Annotated in this window: 15 protein-coding genes; 7 read left to right on the top strand and 8 right to left on the bottom strand. The window is 70.2% G+C overall.

All coding sequences use genetic code 11. The annotated features are described in order from the left end of the window. The first annotated feature begins 10 nt into the window (after nt 1-10). Together H8R02_RS21525 and H8R02_RS21520 are read left to right on the top strand one after the other, a co-directional pair. Entirely contained in the window at nt 11-1,192 is a 1,182-nt protein-coding gene (locus tag H8R02_RS21525; RefSeq protein WP_187083556.1) for an acetyl-CoA C-acetyltransferase, read from the top strand. 48 nt (nt 1,193-1,240) lie between these two features. After that, the gene (locus H8R02_RS21520) at nt 1,241-2,227 is read left to right on the top strand and encodes a GSU2403 family nucleotidyltransferase fold protein (protein WP_187083555.1); all 987 of its coding nucleotides are present in this window, start codon (nt 1,241-1,243) and stop codon (nt 2,225-2,227) included. 6 nt (nt 2,228-2,233) lie between these two features. Here the strand turns inward: H8R02_RS21520 and H8R02_RS21515 are convergent, their stop codons facing one another. Then, complete coding sequence (locus tag H8R02_RS21515) at nt 2,234-4,957, bottom strand: winged helix-turn-helix domain-containing protein (protein ID WP_255429483.1); 2,724 nt, start codon at nt 4,955-4,957, stop codon at nt 2,234-2,236. 89 nt (nt 4,958-5,046) lie between these two features. Here H8R02_RS21515 and H8R02_RS21510 point away from each other — a divergent pair, with 89 nt between their 5' ends. The 3 genes from H8R02_RS21510 to H8R02_RS21500 all read left to right on the top strand — a co-directional run bounded on the left by H8R02_RS21510 (nt 5,047) and on the right by H8R02_RS21500 (nt 8,650). Further along, nucleotides 5,047-6,120 carry a CaiB/BaiF CoA transferase family protein gene (locus H8R02_RS21510; protein WP_187083554.1) on the top strand — a complete coding sequence of 358 codons (1,074 nt, stop codon included), beginning with the start codon at nt 5,047-5,049 and terminating at the stop codon, nt 6,118-6,120. A 71-nt stretch (nt 6,121-6,191) separates the two neighbouring features. Further along, complete coding sequence (locus tag H8R02_RS21505; RefSeq protein ID WP_187083553.1) at nt 6,192-7,880, top strand: N-acyl-D-amino-acid deacylase family protein; 1,689 nt, start codon at nt 6,192-6,194, stop codon at nt 7,878-7,880. Nucleotides 7,881-7,882: 2 nt separating this feature from the next. Next, complete coding sequence (locus H8R02_RS21500; RefSeq protein WP_187083552.1) at nt 7,883-8,650, top strand: enoyl-CoA hydratase/isomerase family protein; 768 nt, start codon at nt 7,883-7,885, stop codon at nt 8,648-8,650. Here the strand turns inward: H8R02_RS21500 and H8R02_RS21495 are convergent. From H8R02_RS21495 to H8R02_RS21465, 7 genes are read right to left on the bottom strand one after another with little or no spacing between them, the layout of a single operon-like run. After that, nucleotides 8,599-9,804: a CaiB/BaiF CoA transferase family protein gene (locus H8R02_RS21495; RefSeq protein WP_187083551.1), complete on the bottom strand. Its 1,206-nt coding sequence runs from the start codon at nt 9,802-9,804 to the stop codon at nt 8,599-8,601. The genes H8R02_RS21500 and H8R02_RS21495 overlap by 52 nt on opposite strands. Continuing rightward, nucleotides 9,801-10,520, bottom strand: coding sequence for a nitroreductase (locus H8R02_RS21490; protein WP_187083550.1), 720 nt, complete (start codon nt 10,518-10,520; stop codon nt 9,801-9,803). The genes H8R02_RS21495 and H8R02_RS21490 overlap by 4 nt, the downstream gene beginning before the upstream one ends. A gap of 8 nt (nt 10,521-10,528) precedes the next feature. Beyond that, nucleotides 10,529-13,864, bottom strand: coding sequence for an acetyl-CoA carboxylase family protein (locus tag H8R02_RS21485; RefSeq protein ID WP_187083549.1), 3,336 nt, complete (start codon nt 13,862-13,864; stop codon nt 10,529-10,531). 5 nt (nt 13,865-13,869) lie between these two features. After that, nucleotides 13,870-15,693 carry an acyclic terpene utilization AtuA family protein gene (locus tag H8R02_RS21480; RefSeq protein ID WP_187083548.1) on the bottom strand — a complete coding sequence of 608 codons (1,824 nt, stop codon included), beginning with the start codon at nt 15,691-15,693 and terminating at the stop codon, nt 13,870-13,872. Between the two features lie 8 nt (nt 15,694-15,701). Continuing rightward, entirely contained in the window at nt 15,702-17,372 is a 1,671-nt protein-coding gene (locus tag H8R02_RS21475) for a thiamine pyrophosphate-requiring protein (RefSeq protein WP_187083547.1), read from the bottom strand. Between the two features lie 13 nt (nt 17,373-17,385). Then, nucleotides 17,386-18,381, bottom strand: a complete 996-nt coding sequence (locus H8R02_RS21470; RefSeq protein WP_187083546.1) for a Bug family tripartite tricarboxylate transporter substrate binding protein — start codon at nt 18,379-18,381, stop codon at nt 17,386-17,388. Further along, the gene (locus H8R02_RS21465) at nt 18,378-20,033 is read right to left on the bottom strand and encodes an AMP-binding protein (RefSeq protein WP_187083545.1); all 1,656 of its coding nucleotides are present in this window, start codon (nt 20,031-20,033) and stop codon (nt 18,378-18,380) included. Before H8R02_RS21465 ends, H8R02_RS21470 begins: the two co-directional genes overlap by 4 nt. Nucleotides 20,034-20,149: 116 nt before the next feature. Here H8R02_RS21465 and H8R02_RS21460 point away from each other — a divergent pair, with 116 nt between their 5' ends. Both H8R02_RS21460 and H8R02_RS21455 read left to right on the top strand, forming a co-directional pair. Continuing rightward, a complete protein-coding gene (locus tag H8R02_RS21460; RefSeq protein ID WP_187083544.1) occupies nt 20,150-21,775 on the top strand; it encodes an AMP-binding protein in 1,626 nt (541 codons plus the stop codon). A 17-nt stretch (nt 21,776-21,792) separates the two neighbouring features. Beyond that, entirely contained in the window at nt 21,793-22,266 is a 474-nt protein-coding gene (locus H8R02_RS21455) for a MaoC/PaaZ C-terminal domain-containing protein (protein WP_187083543.1), read from the top strand. Nucleotides 22,267-22,278: the final 12 nt, after the last annotated feature.

Genomic DNA, 22,278 nt, shown 5'->3' with positions numbered 1-22,278 from the left:
AAGGACTCACATGGCACAAGAAGCCTACATCGTCGCCGCCGCGCGCACGGCCGGGGGCCGCCGCGGCGGCAAGCTTTCCGGCTGGCACCCGGTGGAACTCGCAGCGCAAGTGCTCAACGCACTGGTCGAGCGCGCCGATTGCGACCCCGCGCTGGTCGAGGACGTGATCATGGGCTGCGTCAGCCAGGTGGGCGAGCAGTCCACCAACGTCGCGCGCAACGCGGTGCTGGCCTCGCGCCTGCCCGAGTCGGTGCCCGGCACTTCGCTGGACCGCCAGTGCGGCTCGTCGCAGCAGGCGCTGCACTTCGCGGCGCAGGCCGTGATGTCGGGCACGCAGGACGTCGTCATCGCGGCCGGCGTGGAGAGCATGACGCGCGTGCCGATGTTCACGCCGTCGGCGCTGCCGCAGAAGAACGGCATGGGCTTCTACATGAGCCCGGAGATCCGCAAGCGGTATGGCGACCGCGACTTCAGCCAGTTCGTCGGCGCGGAGATGATCGCGACGAAGTACGGCCTGAAAAAGGAAACGCTGGACCGCTACGCGCTGCGCAGCCACCAGCTCGCTGCCCGCGCCGCGAGCGAAGGCCGCTTCGACGCGGAGATCGTGCCGCTGCGTGTGCGCGATTCGAACGGTGCCGAGACCGGTGAAGTGCACAAGCGCGACGAAGGCATCCGCGCCGATGCGAGCTTCGAAGGCATCGCCGGCGTCAAGCTGCTGCAGGAAGGCGGCCGCATCAGCGCCGCCAGCGCCAGCCAGATCTGCGACGGCGCGAGCGGCGTGATGGTGGTCAGCGAGCGCGGCCTCAAGCGCCTGGGCGTGAAGCCGCTCGCGCGCATCCATCACATGAGCGTGATCGGGCACGACCCGGTGATCATGCTCGAAGCACCGATCCCCGCGACGCAGCGCGCGCTGGAGAAGGCCGGCATGAACATCGCCGACATCGACCTGTACGAAGTGAACGAAGCCTTCGCGCCGGTGCCGCTGGCGTGGCTGCAGGCGCTGGGTGCGGACGCCGAGCGCCTGAACGTGAATGGCGGTGCGATTGCCCTGGGCCATCCGCTCGGTGCGTCCGGCACGAAGCTGATGACGACGCTGCTGTATGCGCTGCAACAGCGTGGCGGCCGCTACGGGCTGCAGACGATGTGCGAAGGTGGCGGGATGGCCAATGTGACGATCGTTGAGCGGTTGTAGCGGTTGTAAGGCATTGATTTTCAAGGAATTTCCCAGTAAATTGCGGTTTTGCCGATTTACTGGGAAAAAGCCCTGCGATACCTGCTGCAACTCGACGAGAACCAGCTGCGCGAACTGGTGAACGCGCGGGCCACGTGGCGCGCGTTCACGGAAGCTGCGCGCGAGGCGAAACAGGTCAAGGGGTCGATGGTCTGGAAGTCGGCGGGGGGGCGGACCTATCTGCTTCGCAAATCTGCAACCGGTACGCAGAAGTCGCTCGGGCCGCGCAGCGCCGAGACGGAGGCGATGCACGCGAGTTTCCAGCAACGCAAGCTGCGCGCTCAGGAACGCCTCAAGGCCATCAAGCGCAGGCTGGAGGAGCAGCGCAAGCTCAACCGGTTGTATCGCGTCGGCCGCACGCCGAACATCGTGGTGCGGATTCTCGCCGCGCTCGAGGCGGCAGGGCTTGCGGACAAGTTCATGGTGGTCGGCACGCACGCGATCTACGCCTACGAAACGGCTGCTGGCGTTCTCGCGGACCCCGGCGCGCTCGCGACACGGGACCTCGACCTCCTGTTCGACGCCCGGCAACGCCTCGCGTTCGCCAGTACGCTGAAGAAGGGCGACACCGCTTCGCTGATTGGCGTGCTCCAGAAAGCAGATCCGTCATTCCGCGTGATGCGAGATCAATTGCAGACCGCCGTCAACGACGACGGGTTCGAGGTCGACGTGATACGCCGCACCGCCGTCGACGGTGACCCGCATCCGATGCCCATGTCCGACGACGAAGACGACTTCTGGGCCGTGCAGGTGGACCAAGGCGAGAAGATTGCGAGCGCGCGGAAGTTCGAGCATCTCGTCGTCAGCGCGAACGGCGAGATGGCGACGATGCGCACCGTGCATCCGCTCGATTTCATTCGTCTCAAGCGCGAGCTGGCCGCGAAGCGTGGACGTGATCCGCAGAAGGCGCCGAAGGACCGGCTTCAGGCCCAGGTCGTGCAGCAGATATGGGACCAGTACCTCGCGGCAATGGACCCCGGATCGAGTCCGGGGTGACAGGCACTAACGGATCAACCCGTAGCGCCTCGCCAGCGACACCGCCTGCGTCCGGTTCTGCGCGCCCAGCTTCATGTTGATGTTGCGCAGGTGCGTGCGCACCGTGCTGTCGGAAACGAAAAGCTTCTCGGACATCGCACTGTTGGAGTAACCCTCCGCCAGCAGCTTCAGCACCTGCATCTCCTTCTGCGTGAGCGGCTCCACCTGCCACGGCACGTCGGTGGCCGCGGCCGCTTGCGCGGGTTCGGCGGCGAGCGCATCGGGGCCGAGCGCCTCCAGCACGCGCTGGACGTATTCGAGCAGGATCGGGTCGGACTTCTCGGGCGCGGCCTTCAGCGGCGCCAGCACCGCCTGGATCGGCCCGGCGACGTGCACGCCGTCGTCGGCGATGAGGCGCAGGAAACCCTCGCGGCTGCCTTCGAGCAGGATGTCGCGCATCACGTCGGCTGACGCGTCGACCTGCTTGAGCTTCCACAAAGCCATCGACTTGAGCACGCGCAGCTTGCGGCTGCGGCGCACGCGGGCTTCGGCGTCGATGGCGGGCAGGTCCGCGTCGATGCGGCGCAACGCCTCGGCGGCGTCGCCGAACAGGATCTCCCAGCGCAGGCGCGCGATGCCGATGTCCAGCACGTCGTGCGCGGGCAGGCGCTGGCGCGCCACGCGCTCCCAGACGGCCTTGTCGTCCGCGCGGTCGAGCTCTTCCTTCGCGCCATAGGCATTGCCCTGGCGCATCAGCATGCGGGCGCGTTCGAGTTTCGCCGTCGCCACGACGCGCGGCAGCTTGCGAAGGTTGCCCAGCGTCTCCAGCTCGGTGAGCGTGCGCAGCGCGCCGTCGACGTCACCGCGCCAGAACAGCAGCCGCGAGCGCATCGCATAGCTGCTGATCATGTGGTCGGGCAGGCCCACCTCGCGCGCGAGCGGCAGGTAGACGTTGAGCAAGCGGTCGCATGCTTCCAGTTCGTTGGCCTCGTACATCGCGGCTGCATAGAGCACGCCGGCCCACGCGTTGCCACCGGTGTGGCTGTAGTCGGCCTCGCGCGTCGTGGCATCGACCGCGATGCGAAAGCGCGCGGTCGCCTGCCGGAAGCGGCCTCGCTCGATGTCCAGCAAGCCCTCGGTCGACTCGGTGTACATGCGGTTGAACACGCTGCTGCTCTGCGTCTGCCGCGCGGCGTCGAGCAGGCGCTGCGCTTCGCGCTTCTCGCCGAGCACGGAAGTGACGTGCGCCATGCAGTTGATCAGCACCGTGTCGGCAAAGGGCACGGCGGTGGGAAGGCGCGCAAGGCCCGCGCGGCCGATGGGGTTGGCTTCGTCGTAGCGGTCCAGCATCGCCAGCAGCAGCGGCTGCAGCGCGTTGACGTGGGCGCGGATCGTCGGGTCCTCGCTCGATTCGATGCCGCTCGCGGCCAGCAGCGCCATGCCCTCGGACGCGCCCTGGGTGAAGAGCACGGCCCACACGTACAGCGCCTGCATGCGCGGATGCTGCTTCAACTGCTCGGGCGGGATCGCCGCGAACCAGCGTGCAAGCAGGCGCATGCGCCCCTGCTCGACGAAGCGCTGGCCATGCTGCTCCAGCAGCGACAGCGCATGGGGGTAGTCGCCGCCTTCGATCGCATGGTCGATGGCCGGCACGGGGCGGCCGACCGACTCGTACCACGCGCAGGCCGACAAGTGCAGCCGCAGCAGGTCTTCCGGGTGCTCGCGCGCGAGCTGCGTGCGCAGGAAATTGGCGAAGAGGGCGTGGTAGCGATAGTTGGGCTCGGCGCTTTCGGTCTCGAGCGGCAGCAGGAACAGGCTCGACGCATGCAGCCGCTCGAGCATCGCGGCGCAGTCGGTGCGCGGCACGAGCGCCTGGCACAGCGGCGCATTGAGCTGCCGCAGGATGCTCGTGCGCTGCAGGAACTCGCGCACTTCGGGCGGCTGGCGGCCCAGCACGTCCTCGGCCAGGTACTCCGCGATGGCCCCGCCGGAACCCGACAGGCGCTGGATGAAGTCCGCGGCCGCTTCATGGCTGCCCAATGCCATCGACACGAGCAGCAGCGCCGCGATCCAGCCTTCGGTGCGCGCGTGCAGCAGCTCCAGCGTGTCGGGCGGCAACGCGGGCAGGCCGCGCAGGCGCAGGAATTCGGCGGTCTCCGCGGCGCTGAAGCGCAGCACGTCGGCGCCGATCTCCACGAGCTGCCCACGCACGCGCAGGCGGCCCAGGCCCACGTCGGGCAGGCTGCGCGAACCGATCACCACGCGCCCGTTGCGCGGCAGCCGCTCGATCACTTCGCGCACGAGGCCGATCACGGCGGCCGACTGCAGGGTTTCGAATTCGTCGAGGAAGAGGGCGAAGGGCGGGCCTTCACGCTCGAGCAGGGCCACGGCTTCGGCGTCGGCGCTGGTGGCGGCCGCGTCCTCGATCTGCAAGCGGGCCACCGCCTCGGCCAGGCAGCTGAGGAAACGCGGCACGTCGTTGTCGGCGGCGTCGACGGTGATCCACGCCGTGGCGACGCCGGCCGCGCTCAGCTGCTCGTGGATCTGGCGCAGCGCGGTCGTCTTGCCGAAGCCGGCCGGGGCGCGCACGAGGATGAGCTTGGCGGCGGCGGCGCGCTCGACGCGTTCGGCGATCGCCGCGCGGCGCACCAATGCGGCGTTGGTGCCGGGCAGGTTGAACTTGCTCGACTGCGCCATCACGCGGCTGCGCAGCAGCGGCGTGCGGGTGGGAGGGACTGCGGTAGAAGTCATGCAATGCGCTGGCTCTGCGCGAACCCATTCTAGGGATATCGTCGATTCGGACGGTTGAGACACTCAGCGCGCCCCCTATAGTGGCGCGGATGAATGGACCGTTGGCGGGAATCCGCGTGCTGGAGGCCGGTGGCATCGGCCCCGCGCCTTTTTGCGCGATGCTGCTGGCCGACCTGGGCGCGCAGGTGCTGCAGGTCACGCGCATCGGCGCCGAAGCGAGCCGCTTCGACGTGCCCGGGCGCGGGCGGCACCGCATCGCGCTCGACCTTCGTTCGGACGAGGGCCGGGCCACCGCGCTGGAACTCGCCGGCAGCGCCGACATCCTGATCGAGGGTTTCCGCCCCGGCGTGATGGAGCGCCTCGGGCTGGGCCCGAGCGAGTGCATGCAGCGCAACCCGCGCCTCGTGTACGGCCGCATGACGGGATGGGGGCAGGACGGGCCGCTGGCCCAGGTGGCGGGCCATGACATCAACTATCTCGGCCTGAGCGGCGCGCTGCACGCCATCGGGCGCCCGGGCGAGCCGCCGGTGCCCCCGCTGAACCTGGTGGGCGACTACGGCGGCGGGGCGATGCTGCTCGCCGTGGGCCTGCTTGCCGCGCTGCAGGAACGCAACGTGTCCGGCCGCGGGCAGGTGGTCGACGCCGCGATGAGCGAAGGCTCGACGCTGCTCGCGTCGCTCTTCTACGGCATGCGGGCGAGCGGCCGCTGGAGCGGCGGGCGCGGAGAGAACCACCTCGACGGTGGCGCGCACTTCTACAACGCCTATCGCTGCGCGGACGGCCGGTACGTCGCCGTGGCCGCGAACGAGCCGCAGTTCTACGCGCAATTGATGGACTTGTGCGCCATTGAGGGCGAGATGCGCACGGCGCAATGGGACCGCGCGCGCTGGCCCGCCTTCAAGGCGCAGTTGGCGCAGGTCTTCCTGCAGCGCAGCCGGGACGAGTGGTGCGCCCTCGCCGAGGGGCGCGACGCCTGCCTCACGCCCGTGCTCGACTGGGACGAGGCGCCTGCGCATCCGCAGCATCGGGCTCGCGGTGGTTTCGTCACCGTGGACGGCGTGGTCCAGCCCGCCCCGGCACCGCGTTTCTCCCGCACGCCGGCGGGGCAGCCGCAGGCCAGCCGCGAAGCGGACGAGGACTTCCTGCGCGCCTGGCGCCGGTAAATTCGTCCGTTCGGACGATTCAGGCGCCGCAGCGGCCCCGGATCATGCTCCTCGTCAACAAGGAGCTACGCGTGCCATTCGACTATGACCTGAAGATCACGGGCGGGCTGCTCGTGGACGGCACCGGCACGCCCGGCCGCCGCGCCGACGTTGCGATCAAGGACGGGCGCATCGTCGCCCTGGGCGACGCACCCGGCAGCGCCGCGCGCGAGATCGACGCGACCGGCCGCGTGGTGTGCCCCGGCTTCGTCGACGTGCACACGCACTACGACGCGCAGGTCCTGTGGGACAAGCTGCTGTCGATCTCCCCGTGGCACGGCGTGACCACGGTGGTGATGGGCAATTGCGGCTTCGGCATCGCGCCGGTCCGCCGCGACCATCGCCCGCTGATCGTGCAGACCCTGGAAAAGGTCGAGGGCATGAGCGGCGCCGCGCTGCGCGAAGGCCTGGGCGACTGGGGCTTCGAGACCTTCCCCGAATACCTCGACGTGGTGGAAAAGCGCGGCACGGCGATCAACGTGGCGGCGTTGCTGGGCCACACGCCGCTGCGCCTGTACGTGATGGGCGAGGAGGCGACCGAGCGCGAAGCCACCGACGAGGAACGCGCCGCGATGCGCCGCATCCTGCAGGAGGCGCTCGACGCGGGTGCGCTGGGGCTCGCCACCTCCAAGTTCCAGGGCCACCTCGGCTTCCAGGGCCGCCAGGTCGCCAGCCGCGCCGCGGCCTTCGACGAAGTGCGCGAACTCGTGTCGACGATGCGCGACGCCGGCCACGGCATGCTGCAGACGACGCTGGGATCCGGCCTCATGCTCGAGCAGATCGAGCAGCTGGCCGTGGAGTCGGGTGTTCCCATCAGCTGGTCGGCCCTGCTCGCGGGCTCGGCCTTCGGCAAGTCGACGCATCACGACCAGCTCGCGAAGACGGTGGAGATGGCCGGGCGCGGGCTGCGCGTCGCGCCGCAGGTGACGCCGCGCCCGCTCAACTTCGAGTTCCAGTTCCGCGAGCCCGGCGTGCTGGAGGGCATGTCCTTCTTCAAGCCCGTGGCCGCGGCCGACTTCCGGGGCAAGCTCGCGATCTATCGCGACCCCATGTTCCGCCAGCAGTTCCGCGACCGCTGGGACACCGCGTGGCCGGGCCTGCGCCATTCGTTCGAGCAGATGGCCATCGTCGAGTTCGCGGCCGAACCGGCGCTGGAAGAGCGCATGGTGGTGGACGTGGCGCGCGAGCGCAACGTCCATCCCGTCGACCTGGTGCTCGACATGGCGCTGGCGACCGAGCTGCAGGCGCGCTTTCGCATTCCGCTGGCCAACCACGACGAAGACCAGGTGCAGGAGCTGCTCACCAACCCCGCCATGGTGCTGGGCCTGTCCGACGCCGGCGCGCACGCGAGCCAGCTGTGCGATGCCTGCCAGGCGACGCACCTGCTGGGCCGCTGGGTGCGCGAGAAGAAGGTGCTGTCGCTGGAGCAGGCCGTGCGCATGCTGACGACGCGGCCGGCCGAGGTTTTCGGCATCACCGACCGCGGCCTGCTGGCGGTGGGCCGCTCGGCGGACGTGGTGGTGTTCGACCCGGATACCGTCGCGGCCGGCCCGCTGCGCCGCGTGAACGACCTTCCCGCGGGAGAGCCGCGGCTGGTGTCCGATGCGATCGGCGTGGATGCGGTGATCGTCAATGGTGTGGTTGTGCGCGAGCAAGGACGCGACGCGCTGGTTGCCGGTGACGCGATGCCGGGGCGCTTGCTGCGCAAGGGCCGGGGCTGAGCTTGGGCACGCAGGTCGAACGCAGCGAGCGCCGCGCCGGTGGGCGCGTGTTCGCCGAGCTGTGCCTCGTCTCGGAGAACGGGCTGAACCCGTTGTCCGGCGAGACGGTGGCGCAGTTGCGCGCGGCGTTGCGCGAGGCGGCGGCCGATGACGCTCGCCATGGTGTGTTCGTGCGCGCGCAAGGCCGCGCGTTCAGCGCGGGTGCCGACGTCAAGGAGTTCCGCCGCTTCGGCGTCGAGGACTTCCGCGCGGCCATGCAGAACATCCTCGCGCTTTATGTCGAGATGGTTCGCCACCCGAAACCCATCGTGGCGCTCGTGCAGGGCGATGCGTTGGGCGGTGGCGCGGCGCTGGCCCTGTGCAGCGACCACGTGATTGCGGTGCACGGTGCGAAGTTCGGGTTTCCGGAGGTGCATCGGGGGCTTGCGGGTGGCGCGTACCTCATGCCGCGTCTGATCGGCAAGCACCTGGCCGCCGAGATGTCGCTGTTCGGCCGCAACATCGATGCGTCGCGGGCTTATGCGCTCGGTCTCATTGCCGAACCGTGCGAGCGGGATGCGCTGGAGCAGCGCGCGCAGGCGGTGGCCGAGGAACTGGCCGCGCTCGCCCCTTCGGGGCTTTCCGTTGCCAAGCTCGGGTTGGCCCTCGGTCTCGGCGACGACCTTGCGGACTGCATGGCCGCGCATGTCGAGGCGCAGACTCGCGCGTTCGCGGCGATTCAGCCGAACACGCCTTCTTCCCGCAGCCCCGAGATGCGCTCGGGCGCGTAACCCAGCACGTCCCGCAGGACGGCATCCGTGTCGGCCCCCAGCAGCGGCGCCGCCACCGGCTCGGCCAGCGGCGTCTCGGAAAAGTGCATCGGCAACCCCACGTTCGGAATCGTCCCCAGCGTCGGATGCGCAATGCTGCTCACCAACCCCAGTTCCTTGATCTCCGGCGCGTCCATCGCCTCGCCCACTGTGCGGATCGCGCCGCACGGAACACCGGCCTCGTGCATTCGCGCAAGCGAGGTGTCACGGTCCTGCTGCTTCAGCCGCGCGCGGATGTCGGAGAGAAGCCGCTGCTGGTTCTCGCGGCGGCCGGCGCTTGTCGCGTACGCGGGATCGTCGGCAAGCGCGGGATCCAGCAGCACGTCTCGCGCAAGGCGCTGGAACGTGCGGTCGTTGGCGCAAGCAAGATAGATCGGGCCGGTCGCGGTTTCGAACGCACCCACCGGCGAAGCCGTGGCCTGCGTGTTGCCGAAGCGCGTGGGGCTCACCCCGGTGGCCAGGTACGACAGCGAGAAATTGCCCAGCATGTTGATGGCCGTCTCGATCATCGTCGTCTCGACGAGCTGCCCGCGCCCGGTGCGCAGGCGCGCGATCCACGCGCCCTGGATGGCATTCGCGGTCATCATCGCCGTCGCGATGTCCATGACCGAAGGGCCCGCACGATACCCGGGCTCCTGCGCCGGGTCGCCATTCATCGAGATGAACCCGCTCTCCGCCTGCACCACGGGGTCGAAGCCGATGCGATTGGCATACGGGCCGCGCCGCCCATAGGACGACACCGACGCGTAGATCAGGCGCGGGTTGTCGTGCGAGAGCGTGGCCCAGTCCAGCCCCAGCCGCTCCATCACGCCGGTGGAGAAGTTCTCCACCACCACGTCGGACTTCGCCACGATGTCCAGCGCCACGGCGCGCCCCTCGGGCGTCTTCAGGTCCAGCGCCACGCTCTTCTTGTTGCGGTTGACCCAGAGGTACGGAACGCTCTCGCCGCCGATGTGGGGCGGGTAGTGGCGGAAGTTGTCGCCCGTGCCCGCGCTTTCGATCTTGATCACCTCCGCGCCCATGTCGGCCAGGATCATCGTGGCGAACGGGCCCGCGATGAAGTGCGAGAAGTCGGCGATGCGCAGCCCGCGCAGCGGCGTTTCCTTGTCGCTCATTGATCGACCCAGCGCACGACTTCGGCGAGCGGCGCTCGCGGTGTGCGGAAAGAATTCGCGGGATGCGCGGTGTCGGCGTAGCCGAACGAAATGCCGCAGACGATCGTCCGGTCCTCGGGGATGCCGAACCAGCGCCGCAGGAACGCCGAGCGCTGCGCGAGCGCGGCCTGCGCGATCGTGGCGACGCCGTGCGACGCCGCCGCGAGCAGGAAGTTGTTGACCCAGCCGCCGCAGTCGAGCACGCCGTAGGTGCCCAACGCCTTGTCGCTCGTGAGCAGCGCCAGGTGCGGGGCGCCGAACATGCGGAAATTCTCGTTCGCCTGCCGCTGCGAGGCTTCGCGGTCGCCCTTGGCGACGCCCACTGCCGCATAAAGGCCCCAGCCGCAGGCGCGCCGGCGCTCGAGGTAGACACCGCGGTACTCCGCGGGCGGGGGAATCTCGAACCCCGCGGGTTCCGGCTGCTGCGACTGCAGCGCCTGCCGCAGCGACTCGGTGGCCGGCGCGTCGGTGACGATCACCTGCCACGGCTGCGTGTTGTTCCACGACGCAGTGCGCTGCGTCGCGGCCAGGATGCGCTCGATCAGCGGGCGCGGCAGCGGTGTGGGCAGGAAGCCGCGGCAGCTCGCGCGAGTTGCGAGCAGGCGCTCGAAGCCGGAAGGGTCGAGCGCATCGGGCGCATCGAGCGCCTTGAGCGCGGGAAGTGCATCGTTCTTCATGGTGGTCTTCAGATCGGCGGGATCGAGCGGAATTTCGGCGGCATGGCCGGCTGCCGCCTCGCAGGCGCCTGCGCGAACACGTCGATCAGCCGCGCACGGGTTTCGCCGGGCTCGATGACGTCGTCGATGCCGAAGCCCTCGGCGGCCTGCACGGCGCTCACGCGAGCTCGAATGCCGTCGATGATCTCGCGCCGCTTCGCGGCAGGGTCCGGCGCGGTCGCGAACTGCTTGCGGTAGGCGACGTCCACCGAGCCTTCGATCGACATCGCGCAGATTTCGGCGGTCGGCCAGGCCAGGCAGGTGTCGGGCTCGAACCCGCGGCCGCCGCACATGGCGACGTAGCCGAGGCCATAGCCCTTGCGCAGCACCACCGAGGCCCGCGGCACGGTGGCGTGGCCGAGTTCGAAGAGCATCTTGGCGCTGCGCCGGCCGAGCGTGGTGCGCTCCGCGCGCGAGCCGATGGACATGCCCGGCACGTCCACCAGGTAGACCAGCGGCAGCCCGTACGCGTCGCACAAGGCAATGAAGCGGGCCGTCTTCTCGGCCGCGGCGCTGTCGATCATGCCGCCCATCACCAGCGGCTGGTTGCCGATGAAGCCAACGGCCCGCCCGTCCAGCCGCGCGAACGCGGTGACCATGTTGGCGCCGTAGGTGGGCTTGATCTCGAAGACCGAGCCGACGTCGGCGATGCGCGCGACGACCTGCCGCATGTCGTAGGCCACGCGCGTGTTCGCGGGCACGAGTTGCGACAGCTCGTCGCCTGCGGGTTCCTGCACGGCCTGCACGTCCGCGCGTGCGGCCCGCGCATTGGAGGGCAGGTACGACAGGAAGCCGCGCACCGCGGCGAACGCCTCGTCCTCGGTGTCCACGGCGAGGTCGGCCAGGCCGTTGCGGTCCACCTGTTCCGCCGCGCCGCCGAGGTCCTGGCCGGAGATGGTCTCCCCGGTGCCGGCCTTCACGAGGGCCGGGCCGGCCAGGCCCATCTCGGCCTGCCCGCGCACCATCACGACGAAGTCGGACATGGCGCAGTAGTTGGTGTTGGCCGCGAAGCCGGCGCCGAGCACGGCGCTGACCACCGGCACCCAGCCGGACAGGTACGAGAACTCCTGGAACATGTTGGTGGACGAGGCGAAGTGGCGCGAGTTCTGCCCGTCCTGGATGCGGTGGCCGCCGCCGTCGAACAGCATCACCATCGGCATGCCGTTGATGCGCGCGCGCTGCAGCGCACGAGCGATCTTGTTGCGGCCCATGAGCCCGGAGCTGCCGCCGAAGACGCTGAAGTCCTGCGCCGCCACCATGACCGGGCGGCCCGCGATCCGCGCCGAGCCGACCACGACGCCGTCGGCGGGTGCCGCAGCGCCGCTCTCCGGTGCCAGCAGCGCGCCCATCTCCACGAAGCTGCCCGCGTCGCACAGGCGCGCGATGCGCTCGCGCGCGGTGAGCGCGCCGCGCCCGCGCTGGCGGGCGACGGCGTCGGGACGCGCGGCGTCGAGCAGGGCGGCCTTGCGGTCGCGCAGCTCCTGCAGGCGTTGGGCGGCAACCGGGTCGTGCTGGATGCCGGCGTCTTCGTGCGCTGCATCGCCGGCGTCGCCGGGCTCGAGCCACACCAGCGGGCGGCCCTCGACCACGGCCTCGCCCAGGGCGGCGTGGAGCGACAGCACCTGCCCGGCGCAGGGCGCGGTCACTGCGTGTTCCATCTTCATGGCCTCGACCACCGCGAGGGTCTGGCCGGCGCGCACCGTGTCGCCCGCGGCCACCGCGAGGCGCGCGACGACGCCGCCCAGCGGCGCGGCGACGACCTGCACGCCCTCCGGTGCGAACGCGTCGGCTTCGCCGGCCGCCGCATCGGCGGCATCGTCGGCTGCGAGCGCATCGGCGTTGCCGGACGTGGCCGGCTCTTCGCGGGCGGCGCCGTGCAGGCGAGGCTGGCCCTGCGCGGCCGCGGCGAGGCGCGCGCCGTGGCGCTCGACGAAGCGCGTGTCCACGCGCCCCGCGACCACGTCCGCGTCGGCGAGCAGGGCCTGCAGGAAACCGATGTTCGTCGACACGCCTTCGATTTCGAATTCGGCGAGCGCACGGCCGGCGCGCAGCAGCAGGTCTTCGACGCGCGTGCCGGGCACATGAACGACGAGTTTCGCAAGCAGCGAATCGAAGCGGGTCGAGGGCGTCCAGCCCGCGCGCGCGAAGGTGTCGATGCGCACGCCGGCGCCGCCGGGTGCGTCGAAGGCGCGCAGCGTGCCACTGGCGGGCAGCGCATGGCCCTGCGCATCGATGCGCTCCATGTTGACGCGCAACTGCACGGCCAGCCCGCGCGGCGCGGGGATGTCTTGTTGCTGCAAGCCCAGCACCTCCAGCGTGCGGCCCGCGGCGAGCAGGAACTGGGCCTGCACGAGGTCGATGCCGGTCACCGCTTCGGTGACGGTGTGCTCCACCTGCAGGCGCGGATTCGCTTCCATGAAGACGAAGCGGCCGTCCGGGGCGACCAGGAACTCCATGGTGCACAGCGTGTGCACGCCGGCCGCGCGCGCCAGCACGCACGCCGCATCCGCCAGCGCGGCGCGCATGGTTGCGTCGAGGAAAGGCGAAGGCGCGAACTCCACCAGCTTCTGCTGGCGGCGCTGCAGCGTGCATTCGCGCTCGTGCAGGTGGGCGACTTCGCCCGCGGTGTCACCGAGCACCTGCACTTCCACGTGCCGCGCTTGGGTGACCAGTTCTTCGACATAGAGCGCGTCGTTGCCGAAAGCCGCACGGGCCTCGGCCTGCGCCGAAGCGAAAGCCTCGGGTAGTGCGTCGGGCGACTCGACGACGCGCATGCCGCGGCCACCGCCGCCGGCGAGGGCCTTGAGCATGATCGCGCCGCTGCCCAGCGACGCGAGGAACTCGCGAGCCTCGTCAAGCGTCACGGCCCGCGAGATACCGCGGGCCACGGGAATGTTGCACTCGGCCGCAAGCCGCCGGGCCTGCGCCTTGTCGCCCAGCAGGTCCAGCACCTCGGGTCGCGGTCCGATGAAGGCGAGGCCCGCCTCGGCGCAACGCCGCGCGAACGCTGCGTTCTCGCTGAGGAAGCCGTAGCCGGGATGCACCGCGTCGCAGCCGCTTGCGCGCGCGGCGCCGATCACCGCATCCATGTCGAGGTAGGCCGCCGCGCCCGTGCCGGGCAAAGCAACCGCCTCGTCGCAGCGGCGCCAGTGCACCGAACCGGCGTCGTTGGTCGAGTGGATGCCGACGCTCGCGATGCCCAGCTCGGCCGCGGCGCGCGCGATGCGCACTGCGATCTCGCCGCGGTTGGCGACCAGCACTTTGCGGAAGGGCGACTGCAGGGCGCGCCGCTCGGTATCGCTCATGCGCATCATGGGCGCCCCGCCGCGCGCTGCTCGTAGGGCACCACGTCCAGGCTCTCGGGCACGTCGAGCTCCAGCTCCAGCAACTGCTGGCCCATGCCCTTGGCGAGTGCGTCGAGGCGAGGCGAAGCCAGTTGCCCGCCCGCCAGTGCGCCGTCGAACAGCAGGTTGATCGCGTTCAGGCCAGGCACGTCGTAGCGCGTCACCGTGCCTTCGGCGCCGTCGAAGACGTGGCCCATGTGCTGCCCCAGCCGCTCGGGCGTGAGGGCCGCGCGGATCCACGGCAGGTAGGCCGGCTTGCGCGCGATGATCGCCGCCATGAAGCGGTCGCCCTTGTCGCCGCTGCGGGCGATCGCGATGTCGATGAGGCGCACGCGGCGCATCGGCCCGCTCGCGTCGGGCGCGGGCACGGTGCCTTCGATGCGGGCGCGCGCGGGCTCGCCCGTGCCGCCGCCGATCCACCCGGTGATCGTTTCGGTGTGGCCGTCGAGCTCCACCAGCGCCGGAATGCGCGACTTGGGCGCGAGCAGCGAGAACACGTGCATCACGGCGTAGATCGAGGGCCGGCCGAAGTGCCAGCCCGTGGAGCCGGGCGACATCGACGTGATGGGCGACAGCGCGTCGGCACGGAACACTTCGAGCGCCTTGCGGTCCTTGTGGTCGACGACGATCTTCGCGACGACTTCGCGCGTGGGTAGCGCGCGTGCGTTGGCGCCGTACGAGGCCTCGGTGCCGAGCAGCTCGACGCTGCGCAGCGAGAACGGCGCGTGGCCGGCTTCGACGATGGCGCGCTCGTTGCGGTCGATGAGTGCGCGCGCCTGCCGCTCGGCTTTCGCGGGCGCGTCCACGCCGATCACCGGCGCGAGCACCATGCAGCGGTAGGCACCCTGGTAGGTGGCGCACACCTTGTAGGTGTCGGTGGGCCGGCGGCCCTGCACGCCGCGCACTTCGACGCGGTCGGGGCCGAGCTGGTGAACCGTGACGCCGGTGAAGTCGACGATGACGTCGGCCACGTGGTAGTTGGCCGGGTCGTCCACCTCGTACATCAGCTGTTCGGAGACGGTGCCGGTGTTCACCACGCCGCCGGTGCCGGCAGGCTTGGTGATGACGATGCGGCCGTCCGCGTCCACCTCGGCCACGGGGTAGCCGATGCGAGACCAGTCGCCGCTCTCGAACCAGTCGGTGTACGTGCCGCCCGTCACTTGCGCGCCGCACTCGATCAGGTGGCCGGCCACCGTGCCCTGCGCCATGCGCTCGAAGTCGTCCATGGCCCAGCCGAACTCGTGGACCAGCGGGCCGAGCGCCAGCGCGCTGTCGGCCACGCGCCCGGTGACGACGATGTCGGCACCCATCGCCAGTGCGCGCACAATCGGCGCGGCGCCGAGGTAGGCGTTCGCGCCCGTGATGCGCTGCGGCATCGCGCGGCCGCTGAACATCTCCGGCGCGCGGAATTCGTCGATGCGGCCGACGAGGTCGTCGCCGTGCACGGCGGCCACTTTCAGCGACAAGCCTTGTTCGGCGATGAGGGCGCGCAGCGAATTGGCGCAGCCCACGGGGTCGACGCCGCCGGCATTGGCCACCACCTTCACGCCCTTCTCGGCGAGCGTGCGCAGGTTGGGCTTCATCATCTGCTCGATGAAATCGGTGGACCAGCCTTCGCGACCCACGCCCTTCGAGCGCGAGCGCGCGAAGATGCCCATGCTCATCTCGGCGAGGTAGTCGTAGATCAGGTAGTCCAGCCCCGGCACCTGCAGCAGTTGCGGCGTGGCATGGGGCGAGTCGCCGGTGAAGCCGCAGGCGCCACCGATCTTGATCGTGCGGGGAGAGGTCATGTTGTCTTTCAGGCGGCGACGGGTGCGCCATGTTCGGCCGCGCCGAAGCGATGCGAGAACGCCGTTTCGGCGGAGGTGATGAATTCGAGCAGGCAGGCTTGGCCTTCCTGCGTCATGCGGCGCGCCTGGCGGAAGGCATCCCCGACTTGCGCCGGGTGGTCGATGCGCAGGCTCCAGCCGCCCAGCTCCCGCGCGATGGCGGCGTAGTTGCCGCCGATGGCGCGCGTGCCGTAAAGCTCGTGCGAGCGCGCCATCGTGCGCGTCTCGATCGCCATGGTGGCGTTGTTCAGCACCACGGTGCAGATGGGGATCTCGTTGCGCACGGCGGTCTCGAAGTCGAGGCCGGTCATGCCGAAGGCGGCGTCGCCCATGAAGTTGACGCAGAACTTGTCCGGCGCGGCGAGCTTGGCGCCGATGGTGAGGCCCAGGCCCGTGCCCAGCTGGTGCGACTTGCCCCAGCCCAGGTAGCTGCGCGGCCCGCCCGCGCGGTAGAAGGGCAGCATCTGGTCGCGCGGGCTGCCGGAGTCGTGCGTGACGATGGCGTCGTCGGCGGCGATGGCGCGCGAGAACTCGTGAATGACGCGATATGGCGAGATCGGCGTCTCGTCGCTGGTCAGCGCGGCGCGCCATTGGGCGAGCCATTGCGTGCGCAGGCGTTCGACCTGCGCGGCGACATCGTTGCGACGCGGCTCGCCTTTCAGCCGGTCGGACACGGCCGTCACCAGCTGGCGCAGCACGAGCTTCGCGTCACCGAGCAGGCCCAGCTCCGCGAAGTAGCTCTTGTTCAGGTCGCGCGGTTCGTTGGTCAGGTGGATGATGCGCCGGCCCTCGGGCAGCGGCGGTTGCACGATGGGATGGTGCGTGAGGCTGGTGGCGACGCCGAACACGAGGTCGGCGTTCTGGAAGAAGTGCTGTCCCTCGCCCGTGAAGACGAGGCCTGCCGTGCCGAGCGCGAGCGGGTGATGCTCCGGAAAGGCGCTCTTGCCGTCGACCGTGGTGTACACGGGCGCCTGCAGCAGCTCGGCGAGCTCCACCAGCTCCGGCGTCGCGCGGGCATAGAGCACGCCTTGCCCGGCCTGGATCACGGGGCAACGCGCGGCGAGCAGCAGGTCCGCCGCGCGCTCCACGTCGTCCCAATCGGCGGCGCTGCGCGCGGTGTGCACCGGCGCATAGTCGAGCGTGTCCTGCTCGATGTCCTTGTTCAGCACGTCCAGCGGGATTTCAACGACCGCCGGGCCCGCGCGCCCGTTCTTGAGGTTGCTGAACGCCCGCCGCATCGCCGCCGGCGTGTGCTGCGGCAGCATGATCTCCTCGACCGATTTCGCCACGCTGGGCAGCGTGCGCGTCGACTTGAAGAGCGGGAAGACCTGCGAATGCGCTCGCGGATGCGCGAGCGGCAAGAAGAGAATGGGCGTGGCGTCCGACCACGCGCTGGCGATGCCGGCGAAGGCGTTCTCCACGCCGGGGCCGTACTGCATGGCGAAGGCCGCGGGCGGCCGCCCGTCCTGCACGCGCGCATAGCCGCTGGCCATGTCGACCCCCACGCGCTCCTGCCGGCACACCACGGGGCGGATGCCCGCCTGCGCGGCGGCTTCGATCACTGGTGTGGTCGGGTAGCAGAAGAGCGTGGAGATGCCTTCGCGCTTGAGGATCTCGGCGATCGCCTCGGAACACTTCATCGGGCCCGCGCTTTCAGGACGACTCGAGCTTCAGGTTCAGCGACTTGATCACGCTGCCCCAGCGCTCGCGGTCCAGCGCGATCATCTGGGCGTGCGCCTTCGGGCCGCTTTGCGGAAAGATCACCATGCCGCGCTTGTCGAACTCGGCGAGCATGGAGGGGTCGGTCATCGCCTTGTCGAGCACCTTGCTGAGCTTGTCGATCACGTCCTGCGGCGTGCGGCGCGGCACCTGCAGGCCGTACCAGGCGGTCAGCACGAAGTCGGGGAAGCCGCTTTCGATCATGGTTGGCACGTTGGGCACCGTCGGGTGGCGCTTGTCGCTGGTGATGGCCAGCAGCTTGAACTTGCCCGAGCGCACGTGCGGCAGCGCGCTGGTCAGCACGTCCGAGTACACCTGCACGTCGCCGCGCATCAGCGCCTGGTGCACCGGCTGCGCGCCGTTGAAGGGCACGTGCGTCAGCTTGATGCCGGCGTCGCGCATCAGCTTCTCGGTGACGAGGTGCGTGGAGTTGCCGATGCCGGCGGAGCCGAAGTTCAGCGAGCCCGGCTTGGCCTTGGCCATCGCGACCAGCTCGGCGAGCGTGTTCGCCTGGAATTCGGCGGGCACCACGACCACGTACGGCGAATAGCCCAGCAGCGACAGCGGCACGAGCCCGCTGGGGTCGTACGGCAGCTTGTTGTAGATCATCGGGTTGATCACGTCCGTGGAGATCGTGCTGCCGACCATCGTGTAGCCGTCGGGCGGCGAGTTGGCGACGATGCCCATCGCGATGAAGGTGTTGCCGCCGGGCTTGTTGTCGATGACGAAGTTGTACGGCGTGTCGGCCGTGCGTACCTGCACCGCGCGCATCAGCACGTCGCCCACGCTGCCGGCGGGGAAGGGGATCACCACCTTGATCGGGCGCGCGGGGAAGGCGTCCTGCGCCCAGGCGCGGGGCGCGGCGCCGGCCGCGCCGAGCGCGCCGGTGGAGGCGAGGGAGCGCAGCAGGGTTCTGCGAGAGAGGGTCATGGTGTCTCCATTCTTGGGGCGGGGTCGGGGCGGGTCAGCGTGTCGCGCCGCACCTGGATGCCCGCGGCTTCGCGGTCCCAGGTGTCGGGCGTGACGCCGTCGGCGCGCAGCTGGAACTTCTGCACCTTCTGCGTGGGGGCCTTGGGCAGGTCGTCCAGCACGCGCACGTAGCGCGGGACGGCGTAGTAGGGCAGGCGCGGCCGCAGGAACTCGATGAGCTGCGCGGGCTCGATGTCGTGGCCCGGCTTGCGGCCGACGGCGACGAGCACTTCGTTCTCGGAGTGCTCGCTCGCCACCGCCACCGCCGCGGCTTCGCGCACGCCGGGGTAGAGGATCACGGCGCTCTCGACCTCGAACGACGAGATGTTCTCGCCGCGCCGGCGGATCGCGTCCTTCAGGCGGTCGACGAAGAACCAGTTGCCCTCGGCGTCGCGGCGGAAACCGTCGCCGGTGTGGAACCAGCCGTTGCGCCACGCGCGGGCGGTGGCCGCGGGGTCGCCGTGGTACGCGTGGCAGATCACCCACGGGTCATCGGCGCGCACGATGAGCTCGCCCACTTCGCCGTCGGCGACCTCGATGTCGTTCTCGTCGACGAGGCGCACGTCCATGCCCTTGCGCGGCTTGCCGCAGCTGCCGACGACGCGGCAGTTGGTCTCGCACACCAGCGGCACTGGCACTTCGCTCATGTTGAAGTGGCTGTGGATGGTGACGCCGAAGCGCTCGGCGAACTGCTCGGCCTCGGCCGTGAGCGGCACGACTTTCACGCGCCTGAGCGGCGTGTCGCGCTCGCCGGGCTCGACCGGCTGCTTGAGCAGGAACGACACCATCACGCCCAGGATGCTGGAGATGGTGCAGCCCGTGGCCTTGATCTTCTGCCAGAACGTCTTGGTGTCGAAGCCAGTGAAGATCGCCGTCGAACCGCCGAGCTTGAGCATCGACAGCGCCGGGATCAGGCCCCCGGCGTGGAACATCGGCAGGCTGGTGACGATGCGGTCGTTGGGGCCGGCGTACAGGTTGCCGTCCCGGTCGCTCACCGTGAGCAGGCCCATGGTGTGCAGGTGGATGTACGTCGACACCACCGCCTTGGCCGGGCCCGTGGTGCCGGAGGTGTAGATGATGAGCTGCGGGTCCCACGGCTCGATCGGCCGGGGCGGCGGGTCGGGCTGCCGCGTCGAGTGCAGCGCGGCGGCGCCGTGGCACCGCAGGCCGGGCAGCTCGCGCGCGGACGCGTCGGCCAGCACCACCTGCTTCAGGGTCGCGCGGTCCACTTCGGCCAGGCGGTCGGCCAGCACGTCGAGCGTGACCATCAGGCTGCCGCCCGCGTTGCGCAGCACATGTTCGAGCGTGGCGGCGCGGTAGGCGGTGTTGACGCACACGCAGACCGCGCCGATGTAGTTGATGGCCAGCCAGCAGCGCAGGAAGTCGGCGCCGTTGGGCAGCCACACCAGCACGTGGTCGCCCTGCTTCACGCCCAGGTCCTGCAGTGCGGCGGCGGTGCCGCGCACCTCCTGCAGGGTGCGGGCGTACGACCACTCGGTCAGGTCCTCGAACACCGCGAAGGTGCGCCCGGGCGTCTGCGCGGCCCACTTCTCCAGCAGGTCGCGGTTGACGAAGTCTTCCCGCCGGGGCGGCTGGGCGCGGGGGGCAGGCATGCGGCGCGGTCTCCTGGTTCTTTCCGGTCTGGTCCGCATGGTGCGGGCCGGGGCGGGGGGCGGCATCGTCGCAACCGACGATTCGCCGCGGCCCGGCCTCGCTTAGCTTTGCGGGGATGACAGCTGCTGCCCCGACTGGACCCCGCGAGCGCTGCTCGACGGCGTGCCCGGCCGACGAGGACTTCGTGCTGGGCGCCGCGCTGCGCAAGCAGGCGGGGCTGCAGCCGGACAAGGTGTTCATCCGGTTCGACGACGGCACGGCCTGGACCTACGCGCAGGCGCTCGAGGAAGGCCTTGTTTGTGCGGGCGGCCTGCGCGCGCTCGGCGTTCGCCAGGGCGAGCTCGTCGCGGTGTGGCTGCCCAACGGGCCTGCGATGGTGCGGGCCTGGTTCGGCCTCGCACTGCTGGGGGCCGTGCTGGTGCCGTTCAACACCGGTTGGCGCGGCGCCGTCCTGGCGCACGCCTTTCGCAATGCCGAGCCGCGGCTGGCTGTCGTGCACGCGGACCTCGCGGGGCTGGTCGCCGAAGCCGCGCCAGCTTCCCTGCGGGACGTCGTCGTCATCGGCGCAGCCGCAGGCGACAACTTGCAGTGGCGCGGTGAAGACGCCATGCGCGGCGAGCCGGTGCCACCCGGCGAACTGCCCCGCGTGCGCCCCTGGGACCTGCACTGCATCGTCTACACCTCTGGCACGACCGGCAATTCCAAGGGCGTGCTGACGTCGAACATGCACTTGGCGACGATGGCGACGGCCGGCCGCGACATGGTCACCGGCGACGACCACCGCCTCGTCACGCTGCCGCTTTTCCATGCCGGCGGCCTGCTCAACGTGCTGGGCATGCTGCTCAAAGGTGGCTCGCTCTCGCTCGTGGCCTCCTTCAAGACGGCGACGTTCTGGCAGACGGTGCGCGAGACGCGCGCCACCACGCTCACGCTGCTGGGTGCGATGACGGGCTTCCTGATGAAGGCGCCCGTGGAGCCCGGCGAACGCGACCACTCGCTGCGCAGCGTGTCGCTGGTGCCGTACCCGGCCGACGGCGAGGCTTTCGCGAAGCGCTTCGGCGTGGCCGTCTACACGAGCTACAACTCCAGCGAGACCAGCAACCCGCTCGTTTCCGCGCGCGACCCCAAGGCCGCGGGCGTGTGCGGCAAGCCGCGCCCCGGCGTGCAGGCGCGCCTGGTGGACGACCACGACTTCGACGTGCCCGAAGGCAGTGTCGGCGAACTGGTATTGCGCACCGACTCGCCGTGGGCCATGTCGCACGGCTACCACCGCGACCCCGAAGCCACTGCCGCCACGTGGCGCAACGGCTGGTTCCACACCGGCGAGCTGTTCCGCCGCGACGCGCAGGGCGACTACTTCTTCATCGACCGCAAGAAGGACGCGCTGCGCCGCCGCGGCGAGAACGTGTCGTCGGCCGAAGTCGAGCGCGAGATCCTGGCGCACCCCGCCGTGCTGGAGGCCGCCGTCGTCGGCGTGCCCAGCGAGTTCGGCGAGGACGACGTCATGGCGGTCGTTGCGTTGCGGCCCGGCAGCAGCCTGCAGCCGCAGGACCTCATCGCCTTCGTCGCGCCGCGCATGGCGCACTTCATGGTGCCGCGTTACGTGCGTGTGGTGGATGCGCTGCCGCGCACCGAGACGCACAAGGTGCAGAAGTACCCGCTGCGCAAGGAAGGCGTCACGCCCGATACGTGGGACCGCGAGCGCGCCGGCATCCGGGTGCGGCCGGAGCCCGTCGGATGACGAACAAGGAGAACGAGATGACGACCACCACCCAGGCCCGCCCGCGCGGCCGTTACTTCGACGAGTTCAAGCTCGGGGAACGTTTCGAGTCGCCGCGCCGCACGATCACGCAGACCGACATCATCAACTTCGCGTGCCTCTCGGGCGACTTCAACGCGCCGCACGTGGACTTCGAGTTCTGCAAGACGCAGCCCTATGGCGAGATCATCGCGCACGGGCCGCTGGTGTTCTCCATAGCGGCCGGGCTGCTGTGCCAGCTGGGGCTGAACGACGGCACCATCGTGGCGATGATGGGCGTGGACGAGTGGCGCGCGCATGCGCCGGTGAAGCACGGCGACACGATCCGCGCGGTGGCGACGGTGGACGAACTCAAGCTCACCAGCAGCGGCACGCGCGGCATCGTCACCTTCCGCCGCACGGTGCTGAACCAGCGCGACGAGACGGTGCAGAGCATGATCGTGCGGTCGATGTACCTTTGCAGCCCGCGCTAGCGGGAGCGCGCC

Origin of the sequence: Ramlibacter albus, from assembly GCF_014297445.1 — a bacterium.
In the GTDB taxonomy this organism is placed as follows: domain Bacteria; phylum Pseudomonadota; class Gammaproteobacteria; order Burkholderiales; family Burkholderiaceae_C; genus Ramlibacter; species Ramlibacter albus.
Note: the sequence above shows the minus strand (reverse complement) of the source record. Positions and strands in the feature narration are given on the sequence as shown.